This is a genomic window from Streptomyces gottesmaniae, from assembly GCF_031845845.1.
Classification (GTDB): domain Bacteria; phylum Actinomycetota; class Actinomycetes; order Streptomycetales; family Streptomycetaceae; genus Streptomyces; species Streptomyces akebiae.
This window is the reverse complement of the sequence record NZ_JAVRFJ010000033.1, coordinates 14,692-33,209: the sequence shown is the minus strand read 5'-3', so window position 1 is coordinate 33,209 and position 18,518 is coordinate 14,692. Positions and strand designations below refer to the sequence as shown.

The following is an 18,518-nucleotide window of genomic DNA, read 5'->3' as shown; positions in this document are numbered from 1 at the left end:
CGCGGGGCACCCTGGGTGCCGTGATCGTGCGCGCATCGGCCGCTGCGGCCTGATCCGCCGCGGCGTGGGTGCGGTGCAGGACGTGGGGCCGTTCCCGCGTACCGGTCGCCCGGGGTTCGTGGGTGTGTCGCGTCATTGCAGGGGCTTTCGTCAGGGGATACGTCAACGGTGGAAGTCGGGGAACCTCCCGCGCCGGCACGTCATGGTGAGCGGCGGGAAGAGCACCCCACGAAAGGGAGGCTCCCGAACGCGCGCTCTCGTAACGGAAAAGTCGCGCCGTCCGGACGATCGCTCAGTGAGGTATCTCGCGGGCAAAAAGCGTTATGCCGAGCCCCGCGGTCTGGTCGCCCCTGCTGAAAGGGCATGCCGCACCCGGCTCGGTCCCCATGCTCAAGCAGCGGGTCTCAGGCCCCTCGGGCCCAGGCCCTGCGCACGATGAAGGAAGCCTGGCCGGCGAAGGCCCGAGTGCCGTCGGAACCGTCGAGGAAGATGCCACCGTCGCGGTGGCGGATGACCGATCCGGGATAGTTGTGCGCGTGCAGGGTCACCGACCCGGCGACCGCCCCGGGGCGCGCGCAGAAGGTGGCGTCTTCGCGGAACAGTTCGCTGTCGTCGTTCGTGCTCAGCCGTAGCCGCAGGTAGTGATGGCGCAGATAGCGGCCGTCGGCGGCGCGGAAGGTGACGCACCGTGTGTCGGCCAGCCCCCGGACGACCGTGAAGGTGACCCGCTGCCGTGCCTGCGTGCTGCCGGCCGAGGAGACCGGGCCGAGCGTCGCGAAGTCGCCGGCATACGTGAGGTACAGGGCGGGCTGATCCACGGACTCCAGCGAGTGCGCGCCCAGCGGAACAACGTCGGCGGTGGCGGACGGACTCGCCGGGGACGGCCCGGCCGAGGTGGTGGTGCGCGACGGGGTCGGCGTGGGATGGCCGGCCGTGGGAGCGGCGGTGACGCCGGGCGCCCGAGGCGCCGGTTCGGGCCAGGCCACGTAGGTGGCGCCGCCGGCGATGAGCACGGCGCCGGTGGTCAGGCCCGCCAGCGGATGAGCGGTCGCCGCGTAGAGCTTCCCGATCAGCGAGCTGTGTACACCGGCTGCCTCCGTCGCCGTGCCGACGGCGACGGGTGCCGTGGCCAGCCCGGCGGTGCTCGCGGCCGTACCCGACAGCAGGCCCTTGGCGGCCAGCGCGGACATGAGTCCGGCGGGGACGGCCAGCGGCGCGAGGCTGAGGAGCAGCCGTTCGGACGGAACCCGTTCCGCCGTCGTCGCCATGCAGAGCGGGCAGTCGCGGGTGTGCCGCGCGATCCGCTTGCGCCACACCGATGTACGCAGACCGTCCCAGTCGACGACCGTCTCGTCCAACTGCGGACAGCGCGGGTCGGCCTCCAGCGCGGCGACGATCGTCCGGCTCACTTCCAGCTGCTCGCGCATGCGCTGCAGGCGGACCCCGACGTGGGCGACCGTGAGCCCCGTCGCGGCGGCGATGTCGTCACGGCTCAGCGAGCCGGCGCATTCCTGCCACCACAGCGACAGCAGCACCCGATGATCCGGGTCGAGCCACCGGCCGGCATCGACAGCCTGCCGGCGCTCGTCCGACACATGCAGACGCAGGATCGTCACGTCCTCGGGTTCGGCGTGGAGATCCGGTATGTGGCGCGCCTCGTCGATGACCGTGGTCCGGTCGGCGAAGGTGCGTTGCCGGTGCCAGTGGGTATTGATCTGGCGGAGCGTGATCGACACCAGCCAGGACCGGAAGCTCTCCGGGGCACGCAGAGCAGGCAGGTCGCGCACCACGCGCAGCAGGGTTTCCTGGACCACGTCGTCGACGTCGGCATGACCGCTCAGCGCTCGCCCGACGATGTTGTAGAGCAGTGGCAGGTACGCGGCGATCAGCTCCTCGCGCGCCCGATCGTCACCGGCCTGCGCCGCGACGACCAGCTCCGCGTGGTCCCCATCCATGAACTCCACTCCACTTTCCTCTGTCTGAGGAGCGATCCGCCGAGTACGGCGCCTCACCCCAGCGTCGGCAAGATATGCGGCCAAAGCCTGCGCCTCCGGTCGACGGGCCGACCCGTGCCGGCTTGAAGGGCCTGGTACGGCGGGTGCCTTCGGGTAGCCGGCGGCCGACTCGTGGACGGCCCGTTCAAGACCGACGATCTCGGAGGCAGTTGGTCGCGTACCTGCATTCATGGACGGTTGACTGAGGTTGTTGCGGCTGAGCAGGGTGTCGGGGTGGGTGCCGAAATCTCGGATACCGGACGACCGCCGCGCCCTCGGCCGTGGAGCCCTCGGAGACGTCCAGGACGTAGCCGCTCCCGCGGGAGGTCGAGGTGCCGGCGTCCGAGCCGCTCACCTCGCTGCTCCGCCACTCCTGCGAGGTGGCGGAGCTGTCGGTCTACTGCTCGGCGGCGGCCCCCTGGGCGTTGGCGGTGTTCTGGTCGGTCCACTGCTGGATCCGGGTGCCGTCGGCGGTGGAGAAGCGGTTGACGTCCAAGCACCTTGCCGCCGCGCACGAGAACCAGCCGGTAGTAGGCACCGCCGTCGACCGTCGCGGCCTGCGAGTCCTCCTGCGCGAACAGGAAATACGGTACGACGATGGCGGGCACGCCGAGCACCAGGCCGGTGGCGGTCCAGCGACGGCGATGACGCCCGCGGCGCCCGCCGTTCGTGGGGTTGTCCATAGGGGTGAGGTTCTCCATGCATGCTGTGACCGGAGGAAAGCGGGATTACGGCCGCCGGAACTGGCCGGATCCGCTCCCATGTCGTCACAGACTCCTCACAGGGTTGCCTTGAGCCGGGACCTTTTTCGGGTCACCTCGTGGTGAGGTGGACGTTGATCAGCGTCCACGATGGCGTTGGTGCCGGGTTGGAGTGTCGCTGGCGGGTGCGGGGAAGCGGCAGCAGGCGTTGTTCGGTCGTATCGCAGGCGGATTCCCTCGCCAGGCCGGCCGTTGGTCGCGTGGCGTGAGGACCGCGTCCGGTTCAGGTTCAGGTTCTGGTTCCGGTTCTGGTTCTGGTTCTCGCAGGCGATCGCGCGGGGGCTGAGTTCGAAGGACACGGCGGCTGAGATCGAGATCTTCCGGCCGTGGGGACTCGCTGGTTTCGCCATGGGCCACAGATTCCGCCGGGGAAGGGCCGGAACAAACCTCACCGGCAGGATCGCCGCTGGTCGACGGCATGGAGTCCGGAGCAGATCGCGAACCGGCTGAAGGCCGATTTCCCCGATGGTGACTCCATGCGGATCTCGCGCGAGGCCATCGACCAGGCCCGTTCATCCAGGGCCGAGGGGCCCTGGAGCGAGAGCTGGTCGCCTGCCTGTGCCCCGGCCGGTACGACCAAGGACATCGAGGACATCAAGCTCGGTGACAGGGTTCTCGCGACCGACCCGGAGACCGGGAAGACCAGCGCACGCGAGGTCACCGCGACCATCGTCACCGACTCCGACAAGCACTTCACCGAGCTGACGATCGCCACGGAGAACGGCGAAGAACATCTCACCGCGGCCTACGAGCACCCGTTCTGGTCGGTCTCGGAGCACGACTGGATCGGCCGACGACCTCAGGCCGGGCATGACCCTGCGCACCGACGAGGGCCGTACGGCCGAGGTCACGGCCACCCGCCGGTACACGGATCACGTCCGCACGTACAACCTCACCGTCGAGGGCGTCCACACCTATTACGCGCCGGCGGGCAGGACGCCTCTGCTGGTGCACAACTCCGACGACGTGTGCGGTGTGTGGAAGGGCGAGTTCGACAAGCTGCCCAAGGGCAAGCAGAGCCACGTCCGCGAGATGGACTCCGCGGAGGACATGCGGAAGGCGTTCGACCGCTGGACCACCGGAGCCGAGAAGCTTCCGGCGCGCGGGCCGAAGATCCCCGACGTCTACAAGCTGCAGGACGGCACGGTGATCCAATGGCGGAACGCGTCCAGGTCCGGTGGAGAGACGATCGACATCTTTCCGTCGGGAGGCAAGGGAATGAAGGTGCGTCTGCCCGGTGAATGAGCAACGGATCCGTCATGAGCTGCTGGAGGAAGGGCTCGACGACTGGCTGCCGGTGGACCGGCTGGTCGGCCTGGCGGGAGAGCTGTCCGAGCAGTCCGGCGAAGCCCACCGGGACCTCACCGGACGGCTGCTGGCCCAACTGGTCGGCGGGGGTCTGTTGCGGGTCGGTGATCTGGGGGAGACCGGATTCGAGGCCTGGCCCGGCGACGCCGATGCCGTGGTGCGCAAGGTCCTGGAGGCGCTCGACGCGGTCGCCTGGGAGCCCGCCGGCGGTGTCTGCTGGCTGGCGAACACCCCGGTCGGCGACCGTGAGGTCTCCGGCACCGGACGGTAGGTCCGTCTGAGAGGGGCCCTCGTCGGGATCTTCCCGGCGAGGGCCCCTTGCTGTCGCCCCGCGGTGGACCTGGAGTAGGCCCACGCCGGACCCACTGAGGGCGGCATCCCGATCGGCGCCCCGCTGTACGGACCCCACGGCACACTGCTGGACGCCGAAGAACGGTGGGCAGGCGCACGTGTGAACGGGCTCTGCGCTCGGATCGGCTCGTTTGCACACCCTCGGCCCGGGACCTCTTTGGCCCGGGCCCAGCCTTCCGGTGACGAGGTGATGCTCTCGAAGTCCCGGTCAGGCCACGGCGCGGGAGACAGGACGACGAGTCCCGCACCGATGGTGGGCAGCACGACCCATTCAGACATTCCTATGCCGTCCGGCAACTGCCCATGCAGCTCGGTTGCGCGTTCGACGGCTTCCGTCACCTCCTGAGGTGGCATCTGTCGTGCTCCGGGCCGTGCGTTGTACCCCGTCTCGCAGGGCTTCGGCGTAGTCGCGTGACGTCCGGTTTGTGGTGACTGAGTGCTTCACCTGGCGGCTGCGAGCCCTTCATCTGGCGCGTTCCTGTGCCGGACATCGAGCGCGAATGCCTGCTTCTTCCTCATCGAGCACCACGGTCTTCGTGCCGTTGCAGGCGGCACCGGTTCCCTTGTCTCATTTCCCGATCCTCTGGGTCGGCGCTGTGGCACGGTGCTCTGTCGGAGTGGTGCCGCGGAGGCGTTTGAAGGCGACGCTCAGCGCGAACGTGTTGGCGTAGCCGACCTTTCGGGCGATCGAGCCGACCGTGGCCTGTGTTTCGCGCAGCAGGTCGGCTGCCAAGTCGATGCGCCACGAGGCGAGGTAGGTCATTGGCGGTTGGCCGACTTGTGCGGTGAAGCGACGGGCGAGCGCGGCGCGGGACACTCCCGACTTGGCCGCCAGGTCCGCCACGGTCCACGGGTGGGCCGGATCGTCATGGAGAAGTCGCAGAGCATGGCCTACCACTGGGTCCTTCATTGCGCGATACCACGGCGGTGCGTGCGCTTCGGACTGGTCGAACCAGGCCCGCAACGTGGAGATGAGCATCAGATCCAGCAGCCGGTCGCGCATCACCTGCTGTCCGGGTTTGTCCCTGACGATCTCCTCGGCCACCAGATCCAGCAGCGGGCGGTGATGGTCGGCGTCGGGGATCACCAGCACGTCGGGCAGCGCGTGGAGCAGCCGTTCACTGATCTCGCCCCGGCCGGTGTAGGCGCCGCTGAGAAGGAGGGCTGAGCTGTCCGGACCTTCGTCGGTCTCGGCGTCGTTGGCGCCGCGAAGACAGTAATCGGTGCTGTTGATCACGACCTGCGGTGGGGTGGCCGGGTCGTCCGCGACCGTATACGGCGCCCGGCCGCAGATGATTGCGATGTCTCCGGTGCCGACCGGCACCGGCTCGCCCTCCGCCGGGACGATCCATGCCTGGCCGCGCAGCATCGTGGCCAGCGTCAGCGGTGAGCCGCTGGCAAACCGCAGGGACCACGGCCGGTTCATGACTGTCCGCCGGAACAGGGCACCCCGTGCCCTCACCCCGTCCAGCAGTTCGGAGAGCACATCCACGCCCCTACTGTAGACGTGTAGACATCGAAGTGAGTCTCCGAGCCATGGATCGTCTCGCGAGAAGCGTCTTGACTGGCCTCATGACCAAGCATCCGATTTTGGTAACTGGCGGCACGGGCAAGTCCGGCAGCCGGGTCGTGTCCCAGCTGCGAGCGCAGGGGGCTTCGGTCCGCGTGGCATCGCGCTCCGGCGAGCCGCAGTTCGACTGGCTCGACCGCGCCACATGGGACTTCGCGCTGGAGGGCGTGAAGGCGGTGTACCTCGTGCCGATCGACGGGGAGCTTCTCACCCGCCCCTTCATCGAGCGTGCCGTCCATCTCGGTGTCGAACGCGTCGTACTGCTGTCGGGGCGCGGTGTGGATGTGCCGGGATACTCCGGCGAGGCCAACATTGCCGGCGCCACCCACGTGGACGGTGAGAGCGCGGTGCGCGACAGCGGTATCACGTGGACGATCCTGCGACCCGCCTGGTTTGCACAGAACTTCAGCGAGGGTATCTTCCTGGGCGCGATCCTCGCCGGTGAGCTGAGGCTGCCGGCAGGGGACGGCGCGGCCTCCTTCATCGATGCCGAGGACATCGCCGCAGTCGCGGTCGCAGCACTTGCCGAGGACGGCCACGGCGGGCAGACCTACGAACTCTCCGGGCCCCGGGCCCTGACCATCGCCGAAGCCATCGCCGAGATCTCCCAGGCCACCGGCCGTGACCTCCGCTACGTTCCGCTGTCCCCCGAAGAGTTCGTCGCTGAACTCACCGGGCAGGGATGGCCGTCCGCCGAGGCGGAGGACTACGCGGAGGCGGTGAGCCCGATCCGGCGCGGAATGGACAGCTACATCTCTGACGGAGTACAGCGCGCACTCGGCCGGCAGCCGCGTGACTTCTCCGACTACGTGAAAGCGTCCGTCGGAGCGTGGCGCGACTGACCACAGAACCGCATCGCCAACAACAAAAGCGATCCGCTGACCGCCTGCCGCCCAGAACGCCAACCTGGCTCACACCCCCATACGAGAGCCGGAGGGAAGGAGAGCGACGACATCAGCATCAACGAGCCGAACCCGAAGCACCGCAGTGATCATCCGAGGCCGAGGAGTACGAGGGGGCGATGAGGGTCGCGGGCGTTGTGGCGGAGGCCGGCTGCGATGTTCTTCGCTCCGGCTGCCCGTAGGGCTCCTATGGCGAGGTTGCGCCAGGTGGCCATGGCGCGAGGTGTGTTACCGGTCCGCACCTGCGAGGCGTCCTCGGCGAAGGTGGTGTCGCGGATGTAGTGCAGGGCCTCGATCGTCCAGTGGCCGCGGACGAGTCGAGCGAGCTGGGCCGGCGTGGCCTGCTCGGCGGACAGGCTGGCGACGGCGTAGACGGTCTTGACGGTGGTCTTGCCGGTCTTGCGATCGGTGCGGCGACGCTTGATCTGGACGGCCTGGCGGGCGCCGGGGAAGAGGAGGTTGTTCACGGTGGCGACCTTGATCCGACGCATCTCCGAGCGGCCGTGGCCGACGCCCTTGGTGCGGCCCTGAAGCGGGATGTCCTTCCAGGGAGAGGCCTTGAGCTGTCTGCGCAGCTTCTTCTGGTTGCCCTTGACGATCACGATGTAGTGGGCACCCCGGCCCAGTAGGTAGTCGGCGTGGTCGCGCTGGGTGTGCATCGCGTCGCTGGTGACCACGACTCCGGCCAGGTCGTCGACGGTGTCCAGCAGCGGCTGGAAGCAGGTGATTTCGTTGGTCTTCTCGCCGACGTCCAACTGGGCCAGGACCAGGACCAGGCCGGTAAGGGCAGGCGCCGCCGTTTCGGCGCGATCAGACGGCTTCCGTCCGGCCGGTACCAGGCTCGCTATCCGGGCCCTGACGGCGTCATGCGTCCGGCACCCGTCACCTTCGAGACGGCCGCCGATGCCGACGACTGGCTTGCCGAACGGCAGACGGAAATCCGCCGGGGCGAATGGCGCGGCCCTGAGGCGGGCGCGGTGAGCTTCCGGGCCTACGCCGACAAGTGGGTCGACGAACGGGAACTCGCACCGCTCACCCGTGACCTCTACCGCTACCTCCTCGACAAGCACCTGTTCGCCTTCGCCGAGCTGGACTTGGACGAAATCACCGCTCCGCGCGTCCGCGAATGGCGGGCCGATCGGCTGCGGACCACGAACGCCAAGACGATGACGGCCAAGGCGTACCGGCTCCTCAAAGCCATCATGGAAACAGCCGTGGACGATGAGCTGATCACCCGCAACCCGTGCCGATCAAGGGCGCGGGGAAGGAGAGAGCGGCTGAGCGGCGCATCGCCACCGTCGCCCAGGTCGACGCCCTCGCCGAAGCGGTAGGGATGCGGTGGCGACTCATGGTCTACCTCGGCGCGTACGGTCCGCTGCGGCCGGAAGAGCTGGCCGGCCTCCGCCGCCGAGACGTCGACCTCGACAACCTCCGCGTCCGCGTCCGCCTCGCCGAGCCGGAGCGGATGAACGGCCGACGCGTCCAGGGCGACACCAAATCCGAGGCGGGCACCAGGACTGTGATTCTTCCCGCGTTCCTCCGCCGGGAGCTCCGCTGGCACCTGGAGAGCTACGCCGAGCCGGGCCCGGACGGGCTGATCTTCGTCGGGGAGAAGGGCGCTCCCTTTCGGCGCAGCACCTTCGGACGGAAGTGGCGGCGGGTGCGGGATGCCGGAGGGCTTCCGGTTCTACGACCTACGGCACACCGGGCACACGCTCTCCACGCGGTCCGGGGCCACGCTCAAAGACACCATGGTTCGCGCCGGGCAGTCCTCGGAGAAGGCGGCGCTGATCTACCAGCACTCAGACGACGAGCGGCAGGAGGTGGTGGCCGCCGGGCTGGATGCGACCGTGCGGAAGGCGCGCGCTGCCACCAGGGACAGGGGCCCGACGAGCCTTCTGGCACGAATCTGGCACGCGGCGAATGATCACAGCGGACAGCAAAAAGGCCCGGGTCTCTGACCTGGGCCTTAGTCGTGGAGCGGGTGACGAGAATCGAACTCGCGCTCTCAGCTTGGGAAGCTGCGAGCACTTGTGGTTGGTTCGGTAGCTGACCTGGGCGAACGGTCGAGCCATGGCGTCTTCGGGCTGGGCTGTCTTCCCCGTGATTCCCCGCTGTTCCCCGCTCGATCTGGTGCGCTTGTGGTGCGGGCGGGCGACGGGCCGTCGTGGGTGCCGAAATTGGTGTGCGGCGGGTCGTGGCGGTCGGCACGCTGGGTCTATGAGTCGTTGGAAGTTTTACGACAACTGGTACGCCGATCTGGCCGGCCTCTCTGTCGAGCAACTGAGGGAGCGTCGGGCCTTCGCCGCTGAGAGGGCTGAGGGCGCAGTGGCGTGTGGCATGGGTCGCAACCCCAAGGCTGGGCGGGAGTGGAGGCAGCGGCTTCGTGCTGTCGATGACGAACTGCTAAGGCGGGGTGTCCAGGGGGCGTAGCCATCGTGTAAGCCGTCTGAGCCGCAGCCGACGACAATCCGCCACGATGGCGGGTGCGGCAACCGATCACGCGTGCGTGTGCCTCGCCGCACCCCCGCCAGCCTGAGCCACGCTGTCGGACGTCGACCGGAGCAGGTCTCGACGGCGGAAGCGCATGGGCGACTCCTTGCTCGATGACCTCTTCGTCCCGAAGTAACTTGGGCGGCCGCTCAGCCTTAGGCCGGTGTGCCTCTCACCTGCTGCGACGGTCCACAGGTGTGCGCTGGTGTCCGTCGCTGTCTGTGGGCGTTGTCACGCAGTTAGACACTCGCCCCGTTAGCCCTGACCTCCGATGCAGCTTCCCACCTGTAGCCCAGTGTTGCGCCAGCCCACGTTTCTAGGTGGGCTGGTGAGGGATTAGCTATAGAGAGACATGTAATGCTGCCGGACTTCTCGGCGAATGCGACTGTGCTCTCGAACGTTTTTGAGCGCGTCTCTACGGCCAGCGCTGTCTTCGTCAAGCCATGACTGGTACTGCTTCACTGCCTCGTCAATGATTGCGGACGAATCCCCGTCTTCCGCAACTGAGGCTAGCGCTTCCTCAGCCCATTCCTCCTGTAGTTCCAGCTCGATGAAGGTCGGTGCCATTTGGCTGTGGAATCGGTCGAGCGACAGCAGCAAGCGGGTCTGAGTGAAGACCATCCGTTGCTGGAGTATGAGAACACCGTCATCGCTTAGGGCAGCCACACGATTTCGAGCCGTCAGATTGGCAGAGCTCACAGTGACGAACTCAATCATGTCGCCCATGTGATTGGCGGTCCCTGGCCCATGCAGTTCAGGCAGCGGCATGATCCTATAGCGCCTCGTCCAGTCCGACGACCTCATCGAGTACTCACTTACCGGAATCACCGTGATTCGATCGCGCATTACTGCCCCTCGTCTCATATTGCAAGGGTGCATTACGATCTGCGCGTACTGTGGATCTTCACTGAAACCAGGAAGGGGGACGTCCGAAAAGACGTCCCCCTGCATGAGAGGGCGTGCCAGGGAGGGTTGTTCCCCCCAACACGAATAAAGTAGTTCAGTCGAACTCGGCGTGCAAAGTTCCCCCATTAGGACAGTCGTCCTCCCTAGCGGCTGCCTCCTCGCTCACGGAAGGCTAGCTGTCCATCTGCGGCAGTGAAGACCTCAATGTCGGAACGGCGGGTGTCGCGCCACTGAGGGTCGATCTCATCCAGCACATGTGCAGGATCTCGCCGTTGGCCAGCGATCTCCAGCAGGGCAATCATATGCCCGCTGGCGTAGAGTTCAACGGCTCGGACTGAGTACTCGGCTGGCAAGGCAAGATCCATTTCCAGCCACTGGGCGGGATCCTCGATACTTGACTCTTCGAGGAGATCAAGGAACGCAGCTAGTTGGGCCAGGAGCCTGCGCTTCTCCGGTGTGGCATCTCCTCCTGTCCGCCACTTGCGAACCGCTGACACGCTCACGCCCACGAGTCGAGCGATGTCGGACCATGCCATGCCTCGCTCGACTGCCAGCTCCTGAAGCAGAGTTGGCACACCACGCTTGGCCTTGACGGCTGCACGGGTACGGAGATCATCCCTCGTTGCCTGATTGTGGATCTCTGCGATATCTCCGCCCAGCGCGTTGACTTGCGTTCGAAGCGTCCCTGCTTCTGTGCGGTAATACGCAGGACTAGCGATTGCGGCCGATGGAGTTCCTTGCTTCGGCCTGTAATCGCGGATCATTCCGCTGGTGCTCTGTGATGAGAGCGCACTGTGAGATGATTCTGCGGTCATTATTCCCCCCTGAATAGGTCGCGCAGGCGATCTGTAATGGCAGCTTGGAACATCTTCCCTGTCGGTTGATGGAGCCTTTTAAGGGTCTCCTCTAGAAACTGAGTGGTGAAGCTTCTAGACTCTTCCGGAGTGCCGCTCTGCCAGAAGCTGTCGAAATCAAGAACGAAGAACTTCCCCGTCTCGGGAAAATTTGTACGGCGTAGTGGTGAATTGCTTACAATCGGAGGTCCATCGACTGCCGCGTACTGGAACTGAAGGTATGTGGAGTCTCCCGTTTCGAAGACTGAGACCCCTTGGCTAGATTTGAGTGGGCCAACACCTGGGTTAAGCTGTGGCAGCAGCGTTGGGGCTACCCAGTTGCTCCATTGAGATGCGTCCTCGATCTCATGTGGGACCCGGATTTCATCAATGTAGCGAATGCCTACCCGCTCTATAGCGGGGATCGCTTTTTCATTCGCGATTGCAGTTGCCACCCGCAACATCAGGTCGAGGAAGTCGGGGAAGTCCGAGTAGCGCGTTGTTTCGATTGTGAATGCTTCAGGGGAAATTACCGCAGAGCGTGTACTGGCGTGGTTGAGGTACCGGTAGACCTCGGTGCTCTGTTTCTTGTTGATTCCGCCTTCGAAGCTGAACTCCAGGGTCGCGCGCTGTTCGGTCTTACGGATCGGTAGCTCGTCCTCTAGTGCGAGCTGGATACGATCAAGAGTGTCGGCTTGCCTCAAGCGCGGCGAGTAGGGATAGCGGACCTCGGCAGTCACCAGCGCCAAGGGGGCGTTGCTGTAGACCTCTCTGCGATCGTACATAGGGCACATCACCACCTTCTTGGCTTTCTGACCTGGACCTTTACCGCAACGTGCACCAGAAGTGCACCCAGACTGTAACCATAACGCGCACCAGCGTGCTTGCGTAGAGGTAGTGCTGCACCCGTATGAAGGATGGTGGCTGACTTGCTGCGACGGTGGTTCGGAGTTGCAGAGGGCGACAACTGCTGCTCAGTGCTGCGGGACCGGGTCCATCGGGTCGGCGTAGCGGCTTTGGGCTGGAGCTGCTTTGGGGCGAGTGATCATGGCCCCGTAAGCTTCCGGCGAGTCGGGCAGTCTGTGGACCTGCCCGTTAAAGCACGACGTTGGGGCCATGATCTTAGAGGCTCGCCCCAAAGTGGCTGCCTAAAGCCGTGGAGCTGACCGCCCCAGCCACAGAGGGTGTCTCCCACTTCTTGCCCGCAGCTCGCGAGCGCGCCGCCGGGCGCGGCCAGCCGGGGCGCAGACAGGAGGCAGGCCGCGCCGCAGAGGCGGCGCGCGCCCGCGCCGTGCGCGGGCCTTGAACCCGTGAAGAAGGTTGTTACTCAGCAGGGGCTGTGATCCGCCACAAGGGTGCGTCGTACTTCTCCGGACGGCTGCTGATCAGCAGTTGGCGCAGGTCCTCGCGTAGGGAGCCGTTGAGGTTCAGTGCCTCGGTGATGCGGCGGAACGTCGTGTGGGTGACTCCGCGGCTTCGGGCCTCGGCCTCGAACTGATCGAGTTGGGTCAGTACAGCTTCCGGGTTGAGCTTCGTCGGTGGCTGGTCCTTGAGCCATGTCGCCTTGTTGCGCTCGTAGTCGATCTCCGAGTACCCGCAGATTTCGCGGCTGTGTGCTTCTGCCTCGTCCAGGGTGGCGGTCGTCGTGATGGCACGGGCCAGTTGGTTGCGGCTCAATGCCTCGTCCAGGTCGACTTCATGGACGGTCGGGCCTTCGTCGGTGAGAGGGACGGGAAGGCCGGCGTCTCGCATCTCGCACGTGCCGCGTACACCTCGGGCCGTAGCCGCCAGCATCCCGGTTGCCTCGGATGGGTGCCACTCCAGGACCGAGCCGACCGGCTCGACGTCCTTGGCCGTGAAGGTATGGACGAGCGGGCCGAGCATCCCGCGCAGCACATCGGGAGGCAGTTCGCCGTCCAGACCGGGGCCTGCCACCAGGAGGCGGATCGGTGCGTTCACCTGACAGCACGCGGCGAGCGTGACGGCGTCGGCGAGCGGGCTTTTCAGTGTCGGCTCATCACCTCGGGCGAGGATGTCGCCGCCAACGTCCAGGAGATCGATCGACTCCGGAGACAAGTGGCTCACTAGCTCTTCGAGCTGGCGGGTGATGCCCTCGACTCCGTGGCGCGGGTCGATCAGTGCAAAGGTGTGCGGGAGCTCTGCCGCTAGGCGCGGGAGTGTGGAGCCTGCTGGAGCGATCGGACGGGCCTCGGCCGGCACTGCCCAGACAGCTGGAGTGAGGCGTTGGAGGCCGGTGAAGTTGTCCGGTCCTCGGGGGCCCGGAACCGGGTCGATCAGTAGGCGGTCCCACGCGTACGTGAGGATCACCGCCTGGTCCTCGTCGCCGTAGAGGGCGGCGTGAAGCATTGCGGCGGCGACTGCGTCGCCCCCTCCTCCTGCTGCGACGATCAACCGCTTCATGCGGTTCAGCGTACGGGGTCGAGGGTTGACCACTCACTCTATAGTGGCTACTGGCCATAGCCACTTGGGCTGGGAAGATGAGGAGGAGACATGCCTCAGATCGAAGAGGCTCAGCCGAAGTATCTCCAGATCGCGCACTACATCCGTGATCAGATCCTTCGGGGCGACCTGCGGCCGGGGGACGAGGTGCCCTCGGAGCGGCAGTTGGCTGCGAACTGGAAGGTGTCCCGTCCTACTGCTGCGCGGTCGTTGGAGGCGCTGAGCCATCAGGGGCTCGTCGAGAAGCGTCAGGGATCAGGCACGTACGTGCGCAGCCTGGAGGGAAACCGGCGGGCGCGTGAGCTGTACGGGCGGGCTCGGCAGACTGGGAAGATCTACACGCCCGGTGAGTACGCGGTGATCACCTCGGCCGGTTGGATGGAGGCCCCGGATCACGTTGTTGAGGCTCTGGGCCTGGTCAAGGATCTGCGGGCTGTGCATCGGCGGCGGGTGACGAACAACCAGGACGGGCCGATCACGCTGTCTACCTCGTGGTTCGCTCCGGACGTCGGCCACCGCGCCCCGAAGCTCCTGGAGCCGGAGCGGATCCAAGAGGGGACGCTCATGTACGTCGAGAACATGACGGGGCGCCAGGGGAGTTACGCCGAAGACCGCATGTGTGCTCGCAGTGCGACGGAGGAGGAGGCGGCAGACCTCCAGCTGCAAGCCGGGTCTGCGGTCCTGATCGTTCATCACGTCGTCTTCGACCTCCAGGACCGGCCGTTGGAGTTCGCCGAAGCCACATACCCGCCGCATCGCTGGGCGTTCGAGCAGGGCTACCCGCTCACCTGATGGCCTGGGAGTTGCGTCGAACCGCTTGCACAGTCCAAGTGGCTAATGCCACTATCCAGGAAGTGGCTAAGGCCACTTGGATTCGGAAGGGGGCACGGAGTGACGAGTCAGCGGCCGGACCAGGGCGCGCGTGCAACTTGCCGGGGGTGTCGGGGGCGCGGTTGGAAGCGCGTCGGCTCCCGTACGGCTCTGGCGCTCTCGATGGCCAATGACCGCGTCCGTGCCACGTCGAAACGACGCTGCCTCGACTGCGACGGCAGCGGCAAGGAGTGAGTGCGGATGGCCTACTCGATCGACCGCTATCCCTCTGCGGACTCGCCGCGACTCGGTGCCATGACCTTGCACCCCGTCGGGGAGTCCGTGCCTCGGGCTCGGCGCTGGTTCCGGAAGTTCATCGCCCCGTACAACCCGGCCTGCTCGATCGATGACTGTGTGTTGATGATCTCGGAGCTGGTGACCAACGCGATTCTCTACGGGCGGGCTGACGAGACCTGGATGGTGCGCGTTGCGTGGTACCGCGTGGAGACGTCACTTCGGGTGGAGGTGCACAATCCGGGGTTCCCGGCGAGTGTGCGCATGCGGAAGCCGGACGCCAGCGATGCCCATGGGCGCGGGCTGCTCCTGGTCGACTCCATCGCCGACTCGTGGCACTCCGGTCCTAGCCGCTTCGGCGGGACGGTTGTCTCGTTCACCATGGCCGATGCCTGGTCGCCTGATGAGGTCTTCGGGCCCGTTCTGTTCTGACGGGCCAGTTGTCGCTAGTCTGGTTGACCAGTTGACTTGGCCAATCTCGACAGGCGGCGGCGTTCATGGCGTATGAAGTGGAGGCACCGAAGTACGTACGCCTCGCGCAGACGATTCAGCGCCGCATCGAGGGCGGCACCTATCCGCCTGGCACTCGGGTGCCGAGTGAAAACCAGCTGGTGCAGTCCTTCGGGATGTCTCGCCCGACCGTCGTGCGGGCCCTGGAACTGCTCAAGCGGGACGGCTGGCTGGAGTCTCGGCAGGGGTACGGCACGATCGTCCGGGGGCGTCCTGAAGTTGTTGAGCAACAGGACCGGCGGGGGCGAGAGGTCCTGAAGCGCGACGAGTCGCGGTCCTCCGGGCGCCTGGTTGAAGTCGCTGAAGTGCCTGTTCCGGCGCGGGTCGCCTCCGCGCTCGGGCTTCCGAAGCGAGCCAAGGTCCTCATGCGGTGTTTCCTGGCGGAGGAGGACGGTGAGGCGGTGGAGTTGGTCTCGACGTACTTCCCCGCTGGCCTAGTCGAGGGGACCGAGCTGGCGAGCACCGATGCCCTGAGCGGCAGCGTGCGCGAGCATGTGGAGGCTCGGAAGAAGGTTCGCTATGACCACGTGACGGAACGGGTCTCGGCCCGACTGCCTGAGAGTGGTGAAGCCGAGCTTCTGGGCTTGCCGGACGGTGTACCCGTGCTCAGCGTCCTGGTCATCGCGTGCGATGCGTCCGGGCGGGCGCTGCAAGTCTCTGACGTGCTGCTTCCTGCCGATCGTCAGGAACTCGAAGACACCTATCGCTTGAACTGACGCCTGATCCAGGCGAGTTCGCCTACAACTCCACTTGACAAGTCAACCTGTCATCTCTAGCTTCGAACTTGCTAAGTCAACTTGTCAGGTGGCGAGTTGATCGACTCAAAGGAGAAACCTCTGTGCGTGTGATCCGCATTGACGCCTCGACCGCCACGATCCTGCTCACCGAAGCGCCGGCGCCGAAGGTGCGCGACCGGCAGACCGGTGAGATCGCCAAGGATGCCGTGAGCGGTGAGGCACTGATGACGGTCGGCGTCGTCTTCATCGACGAAGGCGAGTCGTCCCTGATCCAGGTCACCATTCCCGAGAGCGGGGTGACCGACGGGCTGACGGTCGGTGCTCCCGTCTCGCTGCCGGGGCTCATCGCCCGGCCGTGGGAGAGCGTGTTCAACGGCCAGCAGCGGCACGGTATCGCCTACCGGGCCACCGCCGTGGCTCCCGGTGCCTTCCCGATGGCACAGGCGGGCTGATCACCGTGACCGACCTGGTGACGCTGGCCGAGTGGGGTGCGCCGCTCGCTGCGATAGGCGGCGGCGCGCTCTACGCCCGGCACGCCCACCCTGCGGCGTACTGGTCCACAGTCGGGCTGCCGGTCTCGGTGGCCCGGCTGCTGGCCTCGTACTCCTCGACCATGGACGCGTGCGGCCTGACGGTCCCACCGTCCCGGTGGCGGGCGCTGGCCGTCAAGGCGACCACCCGGCGGGAGATCCGGCCGGTGCCGCCTCGGCGGGGCATGATCCGGCCCACCTCGACCGGCCTGCGGCTCCGGCTGCGGCTCGCTCCGGGTCAGGAACCTGCGGATGTGGCGGCCTCGGCCGAACGCCTGCGGCACGCCTGGGGCGTTCACGCCGTGTACGTACGAGACGTGAAGCCCGGGGTCGTGGAACTGCGGCTCGTCGGCTTCGACGTCCTGCGGAAGGTCCAGATGCCTCGCCGTACCGGATCCGGGCCGCTTCGGGTGCCGGTGGCTCTGCGCGAGGACGCGACGGCCTTCGTGCGGGACTATCGGGCCGTTCCGCATCAACTTGTCCTCGGCGCCACGCTGTCGGGCAAGTCCATGTTCCTGCGCAACCTGCTCACCGGGCTGGCTGCTCAGCCGGTTGTCCTCGTCGGGATCGACTGCAAGCGCGGCGTCGAGCTGGCGCCGTTCGCGGCCCGGCTCTCCGCCCTGGCCACCGACCCGGTACAGGCGGCCGAGTTGCTGCCCGTGCTGGTGAAGGAGATGGAGGACCGCTACGACCTGATCAAGGCCCGGCAGGGTATCGGCCCGGGGACCCGGGATGAGCTGATCACCTCGGACATCTGGGGCCTGCCGGACGACGAACGCCCGGCTCCCGTCGTGCTGTTCATCGACGAGGTGGCGGAACTCTTCCTCGTCGCCACCAGGAAGGAGGAGGAACGGCGAGACGAGATGGTCACCCAGCTCATCCGCCTCGCCCAGCTCGGCCGCGCGGCCGGTATCTATTTGGAGGTCTGCGGGCAGCGCTTCGGCGCCGAGCTGGGCAAGGGCGCCACCATGCTGCGGGCCCAGCTGACCGGCCGGGTCTGCCACCGAGTCAATGACGAAGCCTCCGCGAAGATGGCGCTCGGGGACATCGCCCCTGAGGCGGTATACGCGGCCTGCGGCATCGCGCCCGAGCTGCCCGGCCTCGCCGTCGTCGGCGACACGTCCGGCGGCTGGTCCCGCATCCGCACGCCTCACCTCTCCCTCGCCGAAGCGGCGGCCATCTGCCGCGAGACGGCCCACCTCGCACCCGACGTGCCTGCGCTCGTGCCCTTCCGCCCCTACGTCCCGCCCGCGCCCGTGGAGGCGTCCGGGCCGCCCGTAGCAGCTCCTCGCCCCGTCGCCGAGTAGCCGCACCCGCTACCACGGTCGGCGCGACCGTCCCGCGCCACGTCCCTACCCCACCCATGCCTGAAACCGGAAGGAGTCGCGCCGTGCGTGCCCTGCCCGTCCGTGTGGACGCCGTACTCGTCCAGGCGCTCATCGCCGCCGCGCTGTCCTTCGCCCACCTGCACGACCTTGCCTCCGCCGCCGGCCAGGACGGCTGGAAGGCGTGGGCCTACCCGGTCTCCGTCGACCTGCTGATGGTGGCGGCCTGGCGGCGGCTCCGCTCGGGGGAGGCGAAAGCCGCCGGGTGGTGCTGGTTCCTCGTCGCACTGGTCGCCTCCCTCGGCGCCAACGTCGCCACCGCCGGACTGCTCGACCTGGACCACGTGCCCGCCTGGCTGCGCATCCTCGTCGCCGGCTGGCCCGCGGTCGCCTTCCTCGGCGGAACGCTCCTCGCCCACGGCGCACCCAAGACACCCCGCGCCATGGCCGACACCGAACCGCCCTCGACGGTCACGGACTCGGCACCCCAACCGCCCGCCACCGAGGTGGATCCGCCCGTGGCGGTGGCCGAGCTGCCATCCGCCGAAGCCGGATCGGCTCCGCCCTCACCCGCCCCCGTACCGCCCGCTCTCGTCGCCCTCGCCCGCAAGGTCGCCGACGAACACCACGCCCGAACCGGCACCCCCATCGACACCTCGACCCTTCGCGCCCGGCTCGGGGTCCCGATGCCGCTGGCCGAAGCCATCGCCGCTCAACTCACCTGACCCCGGAGG

Annotated in this window: 17 protein-coding genes and 3 pseudogenes; 12 read left to right on the top strand and 8 right to left on the bottom strand. The window is 67.0% G+C overall.

The genetic code is table 11. From position 1 onward, the window contains the following. Window positions 1-404 precede the first annotated feature (404 nt). Together RM704_RS31255 and RM704_RS31250 are read right to left on the bottom strand one after the other, a co-directional pair. Window positions 405-1,955 carry a sigma-70 family RNA polymerase sigma factor gene (locus RM704_RS31255; protein ID WP_033530733.1) on the bottom strand — a complete coding sequence of 517 codons (1,551 nt, stop codon included), beginning with the start codon at window positions 1,953-1,955 and terminating at the stop codon, window positions 405-407. Window positions 1,956-2,244: 289 nt separating this feature from the next. Beyond that, window positions 2,245-2,677, bottom strand: a pseudogene (locus RM704_RS31250) (RICIN domain-containing protein); the annotation flags it as partial. A gap of 428 nt (window positions 2,678-3,105) precedes the next feature. On the opposite strand from RM704_RS31250, the pseudogene RM704_RS45650 reads away from it, so the two are divergent. The 3 genes and pseudogenes from RM704_RS45650 to RM704_RS31235 all read left to right on the top strand — a co-directional run. Next, window positions 3,106-3,326, top strand: a pseudogene (locus RM704_RS45650) (IS30 family transposase); the annotation flags it as partial. Continuing rightward, window positions 3,325-3,730: pseudogene (locus RM704_RS31240) on the top strand (polymorphic toxin-type HINT domain-containing protein); the annotation flags it as partial. The pseudogenes RM704_RS45650 and RM704_RS31240, both read left to right, overlap by 2 nt. A 262-nt stretch (window positions 3,731-3,992) precedes the next feature. Next, the gene (locus tag RM704_RS31235) at window positions 3,993-4,334 is read left to right on the top strand and encodes a hypothetical protein (RefSeq protein ID WP_033530350.1); all 342 of its coding nucleotides are present in this window, start codon (window positions 3,993-3,995) and stop codon (window positions 4,332-4,334) included. A 648-nt stretch (window positions 4,335-4,982) separates the two neighbouring features. On the opposite strand, the gene RM704_RS31230 is transcribed toward RM704_RS31235, so the two are convergent. Next, a complete protein-coding gene (locus RM704_RS31230; RefSeq protein ID WP_033530349.1) occupies window positions 4,983-5,906 on the bottom strand; it encodes an AraC family transcriptional regulator in 924 nt (307 codons plus the stop codon). A gap of 80 nt (window positions 5,907-5,986) precedes the next feature. Here RM704_RS31230 and RM704_RS31225 point away from each other — a divergent pair, with 80 nt between their 5' ends. After that, entirely contained in the window at window positions 5,987-6,826 is an 840-nt protein-coding gene (locus RM704_RS31225; RefSeq protein ID WP_033530348.1) for an NAD(P)H-binding protein, read from the top strand. A gap of 149 nt (window positions 6,827-6,975) precedes the next feature. Here RM704_RS31225 and RM704_RS31220 read toward each other — a convergent pair whose 3' ends face one another. After that, window positions 6,976-7,650, bottom strand: coding sequence for an ISAs1 family transposase (locus RM704_RS31220; protein ID WP_311591524.1), 675 nt, complete (start codon window positions 7,648-7,650; stop codon window positions 6,976-6,978). Between RM704_RS31220 and RM704_RS45220 the strand changes: the two genes are divergently transcribed. Further along, the gene (locus RM704_RS45220; RefSeq protein WP_498076441.1) at window positions 7,540-8,217 is read left to right on the top strand and encodes a hypothetical protein; all 678 of its coding nucleotides are present in this window, start codon (window positions 7,540-7,542) and stop codon (window positions 8,215-8,217) included. The two genes, RM704_RS31220 and RM704_RS45220, sit on opposite strands and share 111 nt — an antisense overlap. 2 nt (window positions 8,218-8,219) lie before the next feature. Further along, window positions 8,220-8,813 (top strand): site-specific integrase, encoded by a 594-nt coding sequence (locus RM704_RS45215; RefSeq protein ID WP_369015709.1) that lies wholly within the window; start codon window positions 8,220-8,222, stop codon window positions 8,811-8,813. A 902-nt stretch (window positions 8,814-9,715) separates the two neighbouring features. Here RM704_RS45215 and RM704_RS31210 read toward each other — a convergent pair. The 4 genes from RM704_RS31210 to RM704_RS31195 form a co-directional block, all read right to left on the bottom strand. Continuing rightward, the gene (locus tag RM704_RS31210; RefSeq protein ID WP_157856766.1) at window positions 9,716-10,147 is read right to left on the bottom strand and encodes a hypothetical protein; all 432 of its coding nucleotides are present in this window, start codon (window positions 10,145-10,147) and stop codon (window positions 9,716-9,718) included. A gap of 281 nt (window positions 10,148-10,428) precedes the next feature. Further along, a complete protein-coding gene (locus RM704_RS31205) occupies window positions 10,429-11,100 on the bottom strand; it encodes a helix-turn-helix domain-containing protein (RefSeq protein WP_157856764.1) in 672 nt (223 codons plus the stop codon). Further along, on the bottom strand, window positions 11,100-11,903 hold the full coding sequence (locus RM704_RS31200; RefSeq protein WP_157856763.1) for a TIGR04255 family protein: 804 nt from the start codon (window positions 11,901-11,903) through the stop codon (window positions 11,100-11,102). Before RM704_RS31200 ends, RM704_RS31205 begins: the two co-directional genes overlap by 1 nt. 538 nt (window positions 11,904-12,441) lie before the next feature. Next, window positions 12,442-13,485 carry a DUF1152 domain-containing protein gene (locus RM704_RS31195; RefSeq protein ID WP_033530346.1) on the bottom strand — a complete coding sequence of 348 codons (1,044 nt, stop codon included), beginning with the start codon at window positions 13,483-13,485 and terminating at the stop codon, window positions 12,442-12,444. Window positions 13,486-13,629: 144 nt separating this feature from the next. Here RM704_RS31195 and RM704_RS31190 point away from each other — a divergent pair, with 144 nt between their 5' ends. From RM704_RS31190 to RM704_RS31165, 6 genes are all read left to right on the top strand, one after another. Further along, window positions 13,630-14,370: a GntR family transcriptional regulator gene (locus tag RM704_RS31190; protein WP_033530345.1), complete on the top strand. Its 741-nt coding sequence runs from the start codon at window positions 13,630-13,632 to the stop codon at window positions 14,368-14,370. A 279-nt stretch (window positions 14,371-14,649) separates the two neighbouring features. Next, a complete protein-coding gene (locus RM704_RS31185) occupies window positions 14,650-15,114 on the top strand; it encodes an ATP-binding protein (protein ID WP_033530344.1) in 465 nt (154 codons plus the stop codon). Between the two features lie 65 nt (window positions 15,115-15,179). Then, complete coding sequence (locus RM704_RS31180; RefSeq protein ID WP_033530343.1) at window positions 15,180-15,908, top strand: GntR family transcriptional regulator; 729 nt, start codon at window positions 15,180-15,182, stop codon at window positions 15,906-15,908. 122 nt (window positions 15,909-16,030) lie between these two features. Beyond that, window positions 16,031-16,381 (top strand): SCO3933 family regulatory protein, encoded by a 351-nt coding sequence (locus RM704_RS31175; RefSeq protein WP_033530342.1) that lies wholly within the window; start codon window positions 16,031-16,033, stop codon window positions 16,379-16,381. Between the two features lie 5 nt (window positions 16,382-16,386). Then, entirely contained in the window at window positions 16,387-17,766 is a 1,380-nt protein-coding gene (locus RM704_RS31170) for an FtsK/SpoIIIE domain-containing protein (RefSeq protein ID WP_033530341.1), read from the top strand. 83 nt (window positions 17,767-17,849) lie between these two features. Continuing rightward, complete coding sequence (locus RM704_RS31165) at window positions 17,850-18,509, top strand: DUF2637 domain-containing protein (RefSeq protein ID WP_033530340.1); 660 nt, start codon at window positions 17,850-17,852, stop codon at window positions 18,507-18,509. Window positions 18,510-18,518: the final 9 nt, after the last annotated feature.

Bases quoted from the DNA above. Each gene is read 5' to 3' on its own strand.
- RM704_RS31180 (WP_033530343.1), top strand. From the start codon at position 15,180: ATGGCGTATGAAGTGGAGGCACCGAAGTACGTACGCCTCGCGCAGACG.
- RM704_RS31205 (WP_157856764.1), bottom strand. From the start codon at position 11,100: ATGACCGCAGAATCATCTCACAGTGCGCTCTCATCACAGAGCACCAGC.
- RM704_RS31190 (WP_033530345.1), top strand. From the start codon at position 13,630: ATGCCTCAGATCGAAGAGGCTCAGCCGAAGTATCTCCAGATCGCGCAC.
- RM704_RS31195 (WP_033530346.1), bottom strand. From the start codon at position 13,485: ATGCTTCACGCCGCCCTCTACGGCGACGAGGACCAGGCGGTGATCCTC.
- RM704_RS31200 (WP_157856763.1), bottom strand. From the start codon at position 11,903: ATGTACGATCGCAGAGAGGTCTACAGCAACGCCCCCTTGGCGCTGGTG.
- RM704_RS31225 (WP_033530348.1), top strand. From the start codon at position 5,987: ATGACCAAGCATCCGATTTTGGTAACTGGCGGCACGGGCAAGTCCGGC.
- RM704_RS45215 (WP_369015709.1), top strand. From the start codon at position 8,220: ATGCGGTGGCGACTCATGGTCTACCTCGGCGCGTACGGTCCGCTGCGG.
- RM704_RS31185 (WP_033530344.1), top strand. From the start codon at position 14,650: ATGGCCTACTCGATCGACCGCTATCCCTCTGCGGACTCGCCGCGACTC.
- RM704_RS31255 (WP_033530733.1), bottom strand. From the start codon at position 1,955: ATGGATGGGGACCACGCGGAGCTGGTCGTCGCGGCGCAGGCCGGTGAC.
- RM704_RS31210 (WP_157856766.1), bottom strand. From the start codon at position 10,147: ATGCCGCTGCCTGAACTGCATGGGCCAGGGACCGCCAATCACATGGGC.